This window comes from Exiguobacterium sp. s56 (genome assembly GCF_018618255.1).
GTDB classification, from domain to species: domain Bacteria; phylum Bacillota; class Bacilli; order Exiguobacteriales; family Exiguobacteriaceae; genus Exiguobacterium; species Exiguobacterium chiriqhucha.
Genome location: NZ_JACSLR010000026.1, coordinates 1 through 14,477, shown reverse-complemented (window position 1 = coordinate 14,477; position 14,477 = coordinate 1). Strand labels below are relative to the sequence as shown.

Below are 14,477 nucleotides of genomic sequence, written 5' to 3'. Positions count from 1 at the left end.
GAAAGTAGTTGGGGGTCTCCCCCTGTGAGGATAGGACGTTGCCAGGCCAACGCGAAAGACGATCGAGCATCCGCTCGGTCGTCTTTTTTATAGATTTTATTTATAATTTTGCTTCCTTTGCGGTATATATAATCTATTCCCGAACATTAAGAACGGAAAGCAAATGGAACGAACACAATTCTGAACTTTCTGAACATCGTGAATTGAATTGCACTTTCGAGCTATACCTGTTACCATTACAGAAATATTTCGAAACAAAGATTCGGGTCCGATAGAGAAAGGGGCAATCGATTTTTATGTGGGAAAACAAGTTTGCAAAAGAAGGATTAACATTTGATGACGTCTTACTCGTACCGCGCTTTTCAAATGTCTTGCCAAGAGACGTGAATTTAAGCACTAAACTTTGCGAAGGTCTTGAGTTAAATGTTCCAGTCATCAGTGCTGGTATGGATACTGTCACAGAAGCACCGATGGCCATTGCGATGGCGCGTCAAGGCGGCTTAGGAGTCATTCATAAAAACATGTCGATGGAGATGCAGGCTGAACACGTCGATCGCGTTAAACGCTCAGAGAACGGCGTCATCACGAATCCGTTCTATTTGACGCCGGAGCGTCAAGTGTACGATGCAGAGTACTTGATGAGTAAATACCGTATCTCGGGAGTCCCGATCGTCAATTCAGAAACCGAGCGTAAATTAATCGGAATTTTGACAAACCGTGACCTTCGTTTCATTAAAGATTATTCGACGGTGATTGCAGATGTCATGACGACGGAAAACCTTGTTACGGCAAAAGTAGGGACGTCACTTGAAGAAGCTGAGCGCATCCTTCATCAACATCGAATTGAGAAATTGCCGCTCGTCGACGATTCAGGCGTGTTGAAAGGTCTCATTACGACAAAAGATATTGAGAAAGTCGAACAGTTCCCACATGCTGCAAAAGACAAACAAGGTCGTTTGCTCGTCGCAGCTGCCGTTGGTGTCACGAAAGATGCCGCATCACGTGCTCAAATTCTTGTTGATGCAGGTGTCGATGCATTAGTCGTTGATACGGCTCACGGACACTCAGCCGGTGTCATCGAGAAAGTGAAAGAACTTCGTGACATGTTCCCGACGCTTCCAATTATCGCTGGAAACGTGGCAACAGCTGAAGCGACACGAGCTTTGATTGAAGCCGGAGCATCGGTCATTAAAGTCGGGATTGGTCCAGGATCAATCTGTACGACACGTGTTGTCGCCGGTGTTGGTGTCCCACAAATCACAGCAGTATATGATTGTGTCACGGAAGCTAGAGAACACGGTGTCACAGTTATCGCTGATGGCGGAATCAAGTACTCTGGTGATATTGTGAAAGCTATCGCAGCTGGAGCTCATGCCGTTATGCTTGGTAGCCTTCTCGCAGGTGTGAAAGAGAGCCCAGGAGAGATGGAAATCTATCAAGGTCGTCAGTTCAAGACGTACCGTGGAATGGGTTCTGAGGCTTCGATGAAACGAGGCAGCCAAGATCGCTATTTCCAAGAGGCCGATAAAAAGTTCGTACCAGAAGGTATTGAAGGACGCGTCGCTTATCGTGGTGAACTAGCCGATACTGTCTATCAACTCATCGGTGGCCTTCGTTCTGGAATGGGTTATTGTGGGGCTGCCGATATCCGTGCACTACGTGAGGACACTCAGTTTATCCGCATGACTGGGGCTGGGTTGCAAGAAAGTCACCCTCACGATGTCCACATCACTAAAGAAGCTCCAAACTATTCACGCTAAACAACAAGCCGTTGTCTCTAAATTAGAGGCAACGGCTTTTCGCTATCATTTTTTTGACTTGGCCACGAGAATGACAGTACCACCATCGTCCTGTGCAGGTAAGCTGACGGTCACTTTCCCATCTCGTTTGACGACGTAATGACGTCCGCTATAGCGGTCGACGAGCGTCGTTTTATGCTTGAGTTTTGTCTGGAACGTGATCGTTCGTTTGGCTTCTGTCGTGTTCAAGGCCACGAGAACAGAGTCTTTGCCGTGCTTCCGTTCAAAGACAGAGTATCCAGTGGCAGAACCACCAGCAACGACGGCACGCGTTCCTTTACTAAATACTTTTGAATAGTCGGCACGAATATTGAGTAGCTTTTGGTAATGCGTATGCATCGCTTTACCTTCTCCTTTGACTCGTTTCCAGTCGAAGTCATAACGGTTTTCATTGAACTCGCCCTTATCCATATCCAACGCATGTTTTCCGGACTGTCCAACCTCTTCACCATAGTAGATGACAGGCTGTCCTTTCGCCGTCATTTGAAGCGAGGCGGCGACCATATGCTTCCCTTCATCGCCTCCAGCACGTGATACGAGGAAACCGTCCTCGTCATGGCTGCTGAGGAATTGACCGAGTGTCGCTTCATTCGAGAGTTGCGTGTTGCGATATTGAAGCGCACTCTCGACGTCATCAATATTTCCGTTGATGAACCGTTCGGCTTGATACTTGAAATCAAAGTCGAGAAGTGAGTCCATCTGGCCACTCTGTAAGTAACCACCCGTGTTGTTCACACTTGCCCCATAATGTTCGCCAATCATTTTGAAATCTGGTTTGAGGGCCGTCAATTCGTTTTTGAACGACTTCCATGTTGTAGAGTCGACGTGTTTGACCGTGTCGACGCGGAAGTAATCGATGGTGTTTCCTTTTTTCGTTTTCGAGCGTTTAATCCAATCCGTCTGCCATTTGACGAGTTGTTCACGGACGGCAGCCTCTTCGGTCTTAAAGTCCGGTAATCCGGAAAGAGACATCTTCAAGTCATCGCCATCGACCGGATTCGAACGAATCATGCCGTCGAACGCTTTGCGCTCTTGATCGGTTGGGAAGTTTGTGGCGCCCGTGTCTACAGCTCCTGGTTCCATCCCGTAGCCAGGGTGGTTCAAGACGACGTCGACCATAATCTTAATACCGCGAGCATTCGCTTCGTCAATCAGACGATGGAATGCTTTCATATCGCCGAGATGCTCATCGAGTTTTTCGAAGTTTTTCGCCCAGTATCCATGATAGCCATACTGTGATCCATCTTTACCATAGCGAAGATCCCAATCGATATTATCGACAATCGGTGTAATCCAAATCGTGTTGATGCCTAGTTTATCCAAGTAGTCGAGTTTCTTCGTCACACCGGCAAAGTCGCCGCCGTGATACGACTCAAGATGATCTTGGTCATAGTATTCACCGTTCGGGTTATTGTTCGTTTTATCCCCATCGTAGAATCGGTCGGTCAGCATGAAGTAAATCCGTGCCTCATCCCAATCGAACTCTTGCTTGTCCTTCATCGAGACCGGTCGGACCGTTAACGATGTTTTCGTTTTATGGACGTTACCGTATTGGTCAATCGCCGTAATCGTTAAGAATTTATTGCCCGGTTTGACGGTATCTTTGACTGCAATCGTCTGTTTGTTGAGGGCCGGGTCGACTTCTAGTTTAGCCGGTCCACCCAGAGGACGTGCATCGATGAACAGTTGACGCAGCTTGACGCCTTTCGGCAACGTCGGCTTCACCTGGACGACCGCGTTTTCTCGAGAACTGAGGGCTTTCGGTGCCACGCTTGCCGCCAGTTTAACGTTTGGACGACGATACTCGACGCTCGAAGCCTCGAAGTAAGGATCCTTCACTTCGGTCGTGACGCCATCTTTTGTGACAAGGAACGTATAATCATGTTTCCCTTCCGGTAATTTGACCGTATGGCGGAACCATTCATTTTTGGCTTCGTACGTCATCGGGTACGTCGTGCCATTGACTTTCAATGCGACACTGTCGATTTCATCGAGTTGTCCCGCTTCATACAACGCTTTGTCACGGTAGAAGAACGTGACGGCACCATCTTCAAACAAGGGTCCTTGAATCGTCGGTACTTGATGGAACGTCCCTTTGCCGCTCTCGACGACGACTTTCGTCACCCGGTCGCTTCCCAATTTGACATAGCGGTCTTCCCCGTAGCCATCTTTCACGGCCCAATCCGTGCCCTTGCGGATGACAAAGCCTACATTGGTCGCATCTTTTCCGACTGGGATTCGGAAGATGGCGCCATCTTCGGTGATTTTATACGGGTCAACTTGACCGTCTTTGGCACCCGTACTCCACGTCCATAAATTCCAGTCCGTGTAATCGTTGTCGGCCCGGACGTACAACATTTCGATGTAGCGTTGTGTTTTCCACGGATCGGCGATTTCAGTGATGGTTTTAAATGACGTCGTCAATGCCGGTAACGTCGTGTTCGACAGGTTGCCTTTCACGGCGTCCGCGGGAAGGGTCGCGGTATACGTTTGATTCAAACTTAGTGCTTCGGTCGGTGTGACAGTCACTGTTGATCCACTCGCTTCAGCCGTGAACGGTACAGCTGTCTCGCCATTCATCAAGCTGATGTTCGAAGCATCTAACGACACAGGTTCATTGAACGTCCATGTGATTGGGGATTTGATGTCCACTTGTTCCGATTGATTGGCCGGCGTGACCGCTGTCACTTCGAGTTGACTGACCGTCTCGACACCGCTCAACGTGAAGGCTGGGCTATATACCGATTGTGTCGACGGAGTCGCCGAAACATTCCAACTATCGGCGACTTTATTGGCCGCATTGCTTGGAATCGTGTCGAACGCACCGTGCTCGGTAGCGTTATTCCCGCTGAGTACCGTGAGGACCCGAACGGTATCATCATTGCTTAGACCAAGCAGGGACAATGGAATTTTGCCTTCAAAGCCTTTCGTGCGATCAATGGCAAACGAGGCGCCGTTTAAGTTGCTCAAGTTTGCGAGCGGCGTGGATTTTCCTGCTTCATACAGAGCGGCTTCTTTTACTGACGTGTCGCCATCGACGCGAAGTAAAATATGATACTGTGGTTTTTTATCAGTTTGGCTGAAGTTGAACGGATGGCCGAGCGGGTTTGTCGCTACGCCTGAATCTTGTTCATTGATTTGGAGGGCGATATTTATGTACTGACCATTGTCGCCCCAGTTCGGGACGTTGTTCGCATCCACATAAAAGTAAAGGTTACGCGCATCGTTCTGCAGATAGACGTCTCCTAAATCGAATCCTTGCCAACCCGCCTGTGGGGATGTGGCGAGCGCTGGCGTGTTCGCCCAATCCGTTTTTAAGCCATCAATCGAGATTGTCGCAGGCTCGGCCAATGCGTTCATCGGAACGCCGGCTTGGATGAGGAGAACGGATGATAAAAGTAACGTGGTCGTCTGTCGTGCCGTTTTCTTCTTCATAAAGCACCTCTTTCATGGAATGTGTCGTCTACAGGGCAACGAATTGTCAAAATTGTGCAAACGGTTTCAGGAATAGTTTAGCTGAATATGTAAGCGCTCACAATATTTTTTTTGAAAAATAATAAAAACGCCTATCGATTAGAGAGGCGTTTGGTTCACGAAGTGTCCTTTGACAATCAAACGTTCGGTCGCATCGAACGTGCATGTGACGAGTGTAATCGTCGGTTCTGTTGTCGGGTCAAGCACGTCGACCCGTGTCGGGGGAACGGTCTCAAGCGAAATGACCTCGTATTCGAACGTATGTGTCATGTCGGTCAAGTAGATGGACATGCCGACGTCGATGATGTGAAGCGGACCGAACAAGGCGGTCGAGCTTTGCGTGTAGTGGCCCGCGAGTGCATAATTTCCAGTTCCCATTCGTTGGTCCGGGTCCATCGTTCCAGCCCCGACAGCCAAGTTCTCATTGTCGAGCCCATATAAGATCGGGAGCTCGAGGTCGATTTCTGGAATCGAAATGAGGCCGACGGTCGGTAAATCATGAAATCGATTGCGCACGGTGAGAAGTTGTTCCCATGATAACGGCTCGACGTTTGAAAACTCAAATTCACCGGTTTCTGGCTGTCTCGGTTGAATTTCGGCGGTCACTTGTTGACTGTTCCATGCCGTGAGTTGGTCTTTCCACCACGATTCGGATAACAGGAGTGTACCAATTAACAAAAGGAGCCCACCGACGACGTAGCGTGACCGTTTCATCCATCTCTTCCTTTCTCAATGTTCCAACACGACATGAGCGCACTAACGGCAGCTGGTAACGTTTCTTCGGATAAGGCGGCAAATCCAAATAAAAACTGAGGAATCGCGTCGCTTGGTTCGATACGATAGTCTGTCATCGCGTTGATGCGGATATTCGAAGCCTCGGCCAATCGTTTCAATTCTTCACTCGTCTCGCTGGTATGAACAGACAGGACGACGTGAAGGCCGGCGCTCGCCCCCGTGACGGAGACAGTCGGTTCGTACGGTTTGAAGGCGGCGATAATGATTTCAAGTTTCCGGCGGTACGTCTTCCGCATCCGGTTCAAGTGTTTCTCAAAATCACCGGTCGCCATAAATTCGGCCAACGTATGTTGTTCGAAACGGGGGACACTACACGTGAAGTGACGATAACGTTCTCGATAGCGATTTAACAGCGGAGGGGGGAGTACCATATAACCGATTCGCAATGAAGGCATCAATGATTTAGAGAATGTGCTCAAATAGACGACTCGCTCGTTTTGATCCATGCTTTGCAAAGAGGGAATCGGTTTGCCGCTATAACGGAATTCACTATCGTAATCATCTTCAATCACATACGTCTGTCGCTCCGATGCCCAGTTGAGCAAGCGTTGACGTCGACTGACAGATAGAATGGTCCCGGTCGGAAATTGATGGGCCGGTGTGACATAGAGGGCATCAATGGATGCTTGCTCCACCAGGTCGACACGGACGCCGCTCTCATCGACAGGAATCGGGATGAACGTCCGCCGTTGATGGGCGAACAGTTGGCGGGTGAGCGGATACCCCGGATCCTCAATGCCGAACGTCGTAGTATCCGGCAACAGTTCTAACAATTGGGGCAACAGCTGCTCGGTTCCCGATCCGACAACGATTTGTTCGGGAGAACAATGCACACCGCGCGAATGGTAGAGATAGGTCGCAATCTCTTGACGAAGGACGAAATCGCCTTGTACAGAGCCAAGTGACAGCAAATCGTGATGTTCTTCCGAGACGACTTGTTTTAAGTGCCGGCGCCAACGTTCGAATGGGAAAGCGGTCGTGTCGATTTGACTCGGATACAAGTCGAACTCATATGTTTTTTTCACCGGGAGCGGTTCGATGACGCTACTGCCGCGCCGGACGTACAGTTCTTCTTGCGGTAACACGTAGAAGCCTTTGCGTGGCAACGACTCGATGTATCCTTCCGCGAGCAGCTGAGCGTAGGCCAGTTCAACGGTCGTTTGCGAGACGTCTAAAAACTCCCCTAGCTTTCGTTTGGACGGAAGTTTCGTCCCGGTGGTGAGGGTGTCATCAACGATGGCTTGTCGAATGTGCAAATAGAGTTGTTCATATAATGGGACGCTCGAGTCAGCCTCGAGCGAGAACGTGAGCATATCCATGATGTGTCCTTTCTGTGGTCAGCCAAAGAAAAAATAGAGCACGAATCCGATGACGAGGAGGAGCGAGACCATTCCCGTTTTTCCGAAAAAGCTGCGCTCCTGCGCGTCGTCACGACTGTTCCATTGATCCATTCCATCATCTCCTTTAATCTTTAAAACATTCGAGAATCGAGAAATGAAGTCCTTTGTTCGAACTGACCACTTTAAAAAATATAAAACTGGCACTTTCAATATAGTCAAATCAATTTATACTTGCAAGTAGACTAGCTTATTGGAGGGGATCCATTTGGAAAAGAGACAAGTAGGGACAGACAAAGTAAAACGTGGTATGGCCGAGATGCAAAAAGGTGGCGTCATTATGGACGTCATCAACGCGGAGCAAGCCAAAATTGCTGAAGCGGCAGGTGCAGTTGCCGTCATGGCACTCGAGCGCGTACCTTCGGATATTCGCAAAATGGGCGGTGTTGCTCGTATGGCCGACCCGACAATCATCGAAGACGTCATGGGTGCGGTATCGGTACCGGTCATGGCGAAGTGCCGGATCGGTCACATCGCTGAAGCACGTGTCCTTGAATCAATGGGGGTTGATTTCATTGACGAGAGTGAAGTATTGACACCTGCTGACGAAGAATTCCATCTCTACAAACGTGACTACAAAGCACCGTTCGTCTGTGGCGCGCGCGACCTTGGTGAAGCATCACGCCGCATCGGGGAAGGTGCAGCGATGATCCGGACGAAAGGTGAGCCGGGAACCGGCAACATCGTCGAAGCGGTTCGTCACATGCGTACCGTTCAAGCCCAAGTGAAACGCTTGCTCTCGATGAGCATCGATGAAGTGATGACGGAAGCGCGTGACCTGGGTGCCCCGTTTGAAGTACTCATGCAAATCCGTGAAGCAGGTCGCCTCCCGGTCGTCAACTTCGCAGCAGGCGGAATTGCGACACCAGCTGATGCGGCACTCATGATGCACCTCGGAGCGGACGGCGTCTTTGTCGGATCAGGAATCTTTAAAGCGGAGAACCCTGAGAAATTTGCCCGTGCCATCGTTGAAGCGACGACATACCATGATGACTATGAGCGCATCGCACACTTGTCGAAAGGACTCGGCGAAGCGATGAAAGGGCTCGACGTCCGCACGCTCAAACAAGAAGAACTCATGGCACCGCGAGGTTGGTAAGATGACCACGATTGGTGTACTCGGAATGCAAGGTGCGATTCGCGAACACGTCCATATGCTCGAAGCACTTGGTGCGAATACGCTTGTCGTCCGCTCGGTCTATGACTTAAATCGAATCGATGGACTCGTCTTGCCGGGTGGGGAGAGCACAGCGATGCGTCGCTTACTCGATCGGTACGAGTTGCTCGAGCCGTTACGTGAGAATGCGGAGTTGCCGATGTTTGGAACGTGCGCTGGTTTGATTTTGCTCGCGACCGAAGTTGAAGGATATGATGCGCACTTGCGTAAAATCCCGATGACGGTCAAACGAAATGCGTTCGGACGACAAGTTGATAGCTTTGAAGTCGATTTGACTGTCAATGGAATCGATGAAGCTGTCGAAGCAGTGTTCATTCGAGCGCCGCAAGTCGCATCGGTCGAAGCGAGCGTCGAGGTGCTCGCCGAGGTCGAAGAAGCGATTGTCGCGGTTCGGTATGACAAGTATATGGCCTGCTCGTTCCACCCGGAATTGACGGACGACTTGTCGATGCACCGCTATTTCTTGGACATGGTTGAAGCGACGAAGCGACAACTCGCCTGATTGAAAGGCTCTCTAGCAAATAGGGAGCCTTTTTCATGTGTTTTTTTGCTACACTGTAACGAGATACGTATAGAAAGGGGCAAGACCGTGAGACAAAGATGGATCGGATGGATGCTCGTTTGGGCAATCCTTTTAAATATGATCGTGCCGACGGATGCATCGGCGGCACCTAAAGTTGATGCGACCGGCGCGATGCTCGTGGACATGACGACGGGACAAATCCTGTTCTCACAAGAAGAGGACGCGATGCTTCCTCCGGCATCAATCACTAAGCTGATGACCGCTTTTCTCGTCCGAGAAGCCATCAAAGCGGGTGACCTCAGTTGGAGCCAAGAAGTGACCCCGAGCGACAAGGCGTTGGCGCTGACCCGAAAACCAGGATTGGCTCGGATTCCGCTCGTCAATAAACCGTACACGGTGAAAGAGCTATACGACGTGGCGTTGATTCGTTCTGCGAACGAGGCAGCGGTCACATTGGCCGAGGCCGTCTCTGGTTCGGAAGGGGTATTCGTAAAGAAAATGAACGAACGGGCGACCGAACTTGGTATGACCCAAACGACGTTCGCCAATGCATCGGGACTTGACTCTGTGTCAGCGGGACGTCCAGGGGAGAATTTGACATCGGCCAATGATTTGATGATGCTAGCTTTGGCGTATTTGACGAAGTTCCCGGAAGTGCTCGATGTGACGAAACAAGCGTATGTTGATATCGACGGAGTCCGATTTGAAGCGACGAACCGGATGCTCGCTGGTCGTGATTTAGCCTATCCGGGTATGCTTGGCTTTAAAACGGGCACGACTGACGATGCCGGTTACTGCTTCATCGGCGTGTCGACGCGAGATGGACGTACCGTGCTATCGGTCGTTCTCGGAGCGAAGACCGATCAAGGGCGCTATACTGCTACAAAGGCGCTTCACGACTACGCCTATGGCGATTTTGTCTTGACCCCGATTTTACGGACTGGTGAAATCGTCCCGGCGACGCTCCATGTCGCTGAAGGTACAGTCGAGTCAGCAAAAGTGCGCACGACGTCAGCCTTTGAAGTACTCGTCGAAAAAGGACAGGATGTACCTGAACCGACTTACGATCTTCCGGATACGAAAGCCCCAATTGCGGCCGATCAACAGGTAGGGACCGTCACCATCGAGCCTTCCGGAAGCGTCCGGTATCTAGATGGTGAACTTCCACCTAAAGGAACGCTCGTCGCGGCCGAACCGATCGAGATGGCATCGTTTTTGACACGTATGACGCGTGCCTTCTCCGACTTTTTAGATGAGATTCGACTCGTGCTCGGAAAACTGAGTCTTGTCGATAGAGTTGAGATGTTGTAAAGTAAAACTAATTCAATGACAGATGCAATGATGGGGAAAAGTACGTTACGGTCATTTACTGACAGAGAGCTAGTGGTTGGTGCAAACTAGTGGGATGATGTAACCGAATCGGCCTCGGAGCATTGGCTTGGAAACAAGTCACGTTACGCACACGTTACGTGCATCGAGTGGCCCGATTTCGGGCAACGAGGGTGGCAACGCGGATCCAAGGTGGTTCGTCCCTTTCCTACGGGAAAGGGGCGTGCCACCTTTTTATGTGAAAAAAGGAGGAATAACGAATGTTAGACATTAAACGATTACGTTCAGATTTTGAAGAGATTAAAACGAAGCTAGCTCATCGCGGCGAGGATTTGAGTGCGCTTGACCGTTTCCCGGAGTTGGAAGAGAAACGCCGCAACTTGATCAATGAGGTTGAAGTGAAGAAAGCGAAACGAAATGAAGCGACGAAGCAAATTGCGGAATTAAAACGCAACAAACAAGATGCGGATGCACCGATTCTCGAGACACGTCGCCTCGGGGACGAAATCAAATTGCTCGATGAAGAGTTGCGTGAAGTCGAGGCCGAATTGAACTTGATTCTCCTCAGCATCCCGAACATCCCGCACGAATCAACGCCGATTGGAGAAACGGAAGATGATAACGTCACGATTCGCGAAGTCGGAACAAAACCGACGTTCGAATTCGAACTCAAACAGCATTGGGACGTCATGGAAGATTTGAAAATCGTCGATGTGGAACGAGCGGGTAAAGTGACAGGTAGCCGGTTTGTCTTTTATAAAGGTCTCGGCGCCCGTCTCGAACGTGCCCTCATCAACTTCATGATGGATATGCATGCCGATGAACATGGCTATTCTGAGGTGCTCCCTCCTTATATGGTCAACCGCGACGCGATGACCGGGACGGGACAACTTCCTAAATTTGAGGAAGACGCATTCAAAGTGGCGGATACGAACTATTTCCTCGTACCGACGGCAGAAGTTCCGGTGACGAACATGCACCGTGACGAGATCATCACGGAAGACCAACTTCCAATCACGTATACGGCGTATAGCGCTTGTTTCCGTTCAGAAGCGGGATCAGCCGGACGCGACACACGTGGGCTCATTCGTCAGCATCAGTTCAACAAAGTCGAGCTCGTCCGGTTCGTGAAACCTGAAGAGTCTTATGAACAACTCGAGCTCTTGACGGGCCACGCTGAAGAAGTGCTTAAGCGTCTCGGTCTTCCATATCAAGTGCTCAGCATGTGTACGGCCGATCTCGGCTTCACGGCTGCGAAGAAATATGACATCGAAGTGTGGATGCCGGCGCAAGGGATGTATCGTGAAATCTCATCTTGTTCGAACTTTGAAGACTTCCAAGCACGCCGGGCCGGAATCCGTTTCCGTCGCGAAGCGAACGCAAAACCGGAATTCGTCCACACGCTTAACGGTTCTGGCCTCGCAGTCGGACGGACCGTCGCTGCGATTTTAGAGAACTTCCAACAGGCAGACGGTTCAGTCGTCATTCCGGAAGTATTACGTCCATATATGGGCGGTATCGAGAAAATTGAAATGCCTCAGTAATGAACAAACCAGCCCGTCTGAAACGTATCGTTCAGGCGGGATTTTTTTTGGTTTTTTTTAATGTTTTTTCACAAAAGGGTTTGACATCTGTCTGCCAAGTTGGTACTATAAATCATGTCGAGCGAGATGTTTGCTCACCAATTGTATATGAGCTTTGGAGGTGTACCCAAGTGGTTTAAGGGAACGGTCTTGAAAACCGTCAGGGGTGTAATAGCCTGCGTGGGTTCGAATCCCACCACCTCCTCCATTTTTATTTCTGGAGGCTCAACAATTTCATACTTTTTTGGAGGTGTACCCAAGTGGTTTAAGGGAACGGTCTTGAAAACCGTCAGGGGTGTAATAGCCTGCGTGGGTTCGAATCCCACCACCTCCTCCACTTTCTTTTTTTTACACTTTTTTAAGCCTGGAGTTGTACCCAAGCCCGGCTGAAGGGGACGGACTCGAAATCCGTTAGGAGTCGTAAGGCTCGCGTGGGTTCGAATCCCACCAACTCCGCTTGTTTTGGCATCTGCATGGACAGATGCGTTTTTTTATGGTCGCAGACTCCGGTCTGCGGCTTTTTTTGTTTGTGTCAATCCGGCGAAAAACAGCTAATCCGGTGACTAATCGGGAATCTTAATCATATAGACTGTGATGGCGCAAAGGAAAGGAGAGGAGCGTCATGGATTGGATTGACATATATATCGATGAGGTCGTGCGACACGTTCCACCGAAGCGGCGCGAGGAAGCCGCTGCCTCGGTTCGGCAATCGATTGAGGCGGCACTGCCCGACCAACTGTCTGAGGCAGACGTAAAACGGGTGTTAGCAGAGATTGGGCATCCGGCCGTCGTGGCCGCGCGTTATAAGGAAGGACAGTATGTCATCGGCCCACGTTTTTTCCCCGTGTATGTGACTGTCGTCAAGCTTGTCGTTCCCATCGTCTTAGCTGTCGTTTTCTTTGGGCTTGTATTTGCTAGCATGCCGACGTTCTCAGGGCCGCTTATGCCGACAGTCGGCACATTTTTGACGAACATGTTCGATGCGTTATGGGATGTCGGGATTCAGCTTGTGTTTTGGATTACGCTTGTCTTCTTTTTGATTGAGCGCTATGCACCCGATGATGTACCGGCGCCAGATATGAAATGGGATGTGTCCAAGCTGAAAGAACAGGTGAAGGGCGGTCGAATCAGTAAATTTGACGCAGGGTTCGGGTTGTTTTGGACAGCCGTGTGGTTTGGCGTGTATATTAATGCCGAACAGTTACTAGGGATTTATGAATCTACGAACGCGGGATTCAGGATGATCACTCCCATCTTCAATCAAACGTTCCTAATGGATGTGATTTGGTTTTTTGTGATCGTCATCTTGCTTCAAGTCGTGCTCGGGGTATGGAAATGGATGAAAGGACATTGGACGTATGCGCTCGCTTCGTTTAATTTGATCTACAATATTGCCTCGGCAACGTTCATCATCTGGATGGCCAGTTCCCCACAGTTACTCGATCCACGATTTTTGAACTGGCTGGAGACAAATGTCCCGAACGGGGTCAATTCGTTTGAATGGGTGTTCGGATTAGTCGTCGCCATCACGATTTTGGCGGCCGTGTTCGATTCTGTCGATGGATTCCGAAAGGCTCGGAAGACGCCGACGTACCGGAAACCTCATATCGCCCACACATAAAAAGAAGGTGCACCGCTCAAGTGAGCAGTGGGCTAACCTAAATTTTTGAGACAATATAAAAACACCTTCGCAGTGGTACACTTTAAAAAAGTGCTAGCATCGGAGGTGTTTTTGCGTGGGCAAAAACGTATATTCAAGTGAAGTGAAATGGGCAGTGGTGAAAGACAAACTGAGCGGTGAGTTGACGAATAGAGAAATCATGGAGAAACACGGAATCAAAAGTGAATCCCAAATCCACACATGGATGAGATGGTATCGGTCCAATGAAATCTATCGATTCGACCAGCCAATCGGGAAGCAATACACCTACGGACTCGGTCCTGATTCCGCCAGCGAGGATGACAAGAAAGAGCGTCAACTATCTCACCTGAAGACGGAGAACGAAATCTTAAAAAAATTCATGGAGATCGAAAGAGAGTTGAGAAAGAAGTAGCCCTAAAGACTGTAGAGCTCCTGAAGAGGAAATATACGATCACGACGATCCTACGTGTCCTGGACGTGCCACGGGCAACCTATTACCGTTGGGCCAGAGAACCGGTGAAGCACCCTTCGGTGCTAGAGCAAACAATCGTCGCAGTATGTAAGCTTACAAATTATCGATATGGACATCGAAAGATAAAGGCCCTGTTAGAGCAAACCTATGAATTGGCAGCAAACCGGAACACCGTACAGAGAATCATGAAGAAGCATCATCTCCAGTGTCGGATCAAACCCAAACGAAAATGGAAGTCTCAGGGTGAGAGCATCGTCATCGCCCCTGACCTTCTCAAGCGAGACTT

At 49.8% G+C, this 14,477-nt stretch carries 11 protein-coding genes, 3 tRNA genes and 1 other annotated feature; of the genes, 11 read left to right on the top strand and 3 right to left on the bottom strand.

What is annotated here, in order from left to right:
• Nucleotides 1–296 precede the first annotated feature (296 nt).
• Nucleotides 297–1,760, top strand: coding sequence for an IMP dehydrogenase (guaB, locus tag KNP71_RS15360; protein ID WP_021066750.1), 1,464 nt, complete (start codon nt 297–299; stop codon nt 1,758–1,760).
• 45 nt (nt 1,761–1,805) lie between these two features.
• Here the strand turns inward: guaB and KNP71_RS15355 are convergent, their stop codons facing one another.
• The 3 genes from KNP71_RS15355 to pdxR form a co-directional block, all read right to left on the bottom strand.
• Nucleotides 1,806–5,234 carry an alpha-amylase family glycosyl hydrolase gene (locus KNP71_RS15355; RefSeq protein WP_021066749.1) on the bottom strand — a complete coding sequence of 1,143 codons (3,429 nt, stop codon included), beginning with the start codon at nt 5,232–5,234 and terminating at the stop codon, nt 1,806–1,808.
• A gap of 138 nt (nt 5,235–5,372) precedes the next feature.
• Nucleotides 5,373–5,987 (bottom strand): class A sortase, encoded by a 615-nt coding sequence (locus KNP71_RS15350; protein ID WP_131473010.1) that lies wholly within the window; start codon nt 5,985–5,987, stop codon nt 5,373–5,375.
• Nucleotides 5,984–7,387 carry a MocR-like pyridoxine biosynthesis transcription factor PdxR gene (gene pdxR / locus KNP71_RS15345; protein ID WP_131473011.1) on the bottom strand — a complete coding sequence of 468 codons (1,404 nt, stop codon included), beginning with the start codon at nt 7,385–7,387 and terminating at the stop codon, nt 5,984–5,986. The genes KNP71_RS15350 and pdxR overlap by 4 nt, the downstream gene beginning before the upstream one ends.
• Before the next feature lie 286 nt (nt 7,388–7,673).
• On the opposite strand from pdxR, the gene pdxS reads away from it, so the two are divergent.
• From pdxS to KNP71_RS16075, 10 genes are all read left to right on the top strand, one after another.
• Nucleotides 7,674–8,564, top strand: a complete 891-nt coding sequence (pdxS, locus tag KNP71_RS15340) for a pyridoxal 5'-phosphate synthase lyase subunit PdxS (RefSeq protein WP_021066746.1) — start codon at nt 7,674–7,676, stop codon at nt 8,562–8,564.
• 1 nt (nt 8,565) lies between these two features.
• Nucleotides 8,566–9,144 (top strand): pyridoxal 5'-phosphate synthase glutaminase subunit PdxT, encoded by a 579-nt coding sequence (pdxT, locus tag KNP71_RS15335; RefSeq protein ID WP_214831031.1) that lies wholly within the window; start codon nt 8,566–8,568, stop codon nt 9,142–9,144.
• Nucleotides 9,145–9,231: 87 nt separating this feature from the next.
• Complete coding sequence (locus tag KNP71_RS15330) at nt 9,232–10,476, top strand: D-alanyl-D-alanine carboxypeptidase family protein (RefSeq protein WP_353049164.1); 1,245 nt, start codon at nt 9,232–9,234, stop codon at nt 10,474–10,476.
• An 18-nt stretch (nt 10,477–10,494) separates the two neighbouring features.
• Nucleotides 10,495–10,702, top strand: a binding site (T-box leader).
• A gap of 52 nt (nt 10,703–10,754) precedes the next feature.
• The gene (serS, locus tag KNP71_RS15325; RefSeq protein WP_029596449.1) at nt 10,755–12,038 is read left to right on the top strand and encodes a serine--tRNA ligase; all 1,284 of its coding nucleotides are present in this window, start codon (nt 10,755–10,757) and stop codon (nt 12,036–12,038) included.
• Nucleotides 12,039–12,194: 156 nt separating this feature from the next.
• Nucleotides 12,195–12,285 (top strand) — tRNA-Ser (locus KNP71_RS15320).
• Nucleotides 12,286–12,323: 38 nt separating this feature from the next.
• Nucleotides 12,324–12,414 (top strand) — tRNA-Ser (locus KNP71_RS15315).
• Nucleotides 12,415–12,443: 29 nt separating this feature from the next.
• A tRNA-Ser gene (locus KNP71_RS15310) sits at nt 12,444–12,533 on the top strand.
• A gap of 166 nt (nt 12,534–12,699) precedes the next feature.
• The gene (locus KNP71_RS15305) at nt 12,700–13,698 is read left to right on the top strand and encodes a hypothetical protein (RefSeq protein ID WP_214831030.1); all 999 of its coding nucleotides are present in this window, start codon (nt 12,700–12,702) and stop codon (nt 13,696–13,698) included.
• A 115-nt stretch (nt 13,699–13,813) separates the two neighbouring features.
• On the top strand, nt 13,814–14,131 hold the full coding sequence (locus KNP71_RS15300) for a helix-turn-helix domain-containing protein (RefSeq protein ID WP_029596097.1): 318 nt from the start codon (nt 13,814–13,816) through the stop codon (nt 14,129–14,131).
• Between the two features lie 65 nt (nt 14,132–14,196).
• The coding region (locus tag KNP71_RS16075; protein ID WP_353049163.1) for an IS3 family transposase at nt 14,197–14,477 on the top strand (281 nt) is incomplete at its 3' end.

Bases quoted from the DNA above. Each gene is read 5' to 3' on its own strand.
- KNP71_RS15355 (WP_021066749.1), bottom strand. From the start codon at position 5,234: ATGAAGAAGAAAACGGCACGACAGACGACCACGTTACTTTTATCATCC.
- guaB (WP_021066750.1), top strand. From the start codon at position 297: ATGTGGGAAAACAAGTTTGCAAAAGAAGGATTAACATTTGATGACGTC.
- pdxR (WP_131473011.1), bottom strand. From the start codon at position 7,387: ATGGATATGCTCACGTTCTCGCTCGAGGCTGACTCGAGCGTCCCATTA.
- serS (WP_029596449.1), top strand. From the start codon at position 10,755: ATGTTAGACATTAAACGATTACGTTCAGATTTTGAAGAGATTAAAACG.
- KNP71_RS15350 (WP_131473010.1), bottom strand. From the start codon at position 5,987: ATGAAACGGTCACGCTACGTCGTCGGTGGGCTCCTTTTGTTAATTGGT.
- pdxT (WP_214831031.1), top strand. From the start codon at position 8,566: ATGACCACGATTGGTGTACTCGGAATGCAAGGTGCGATTCGCGAACAC.
- KNP71_RS15305 (WP_214831030.1), top strand. From the start codon at position 12,700: ATGGATTGGATTGACATATATATCGATGAGGTCGTGCGACACGTTCCA.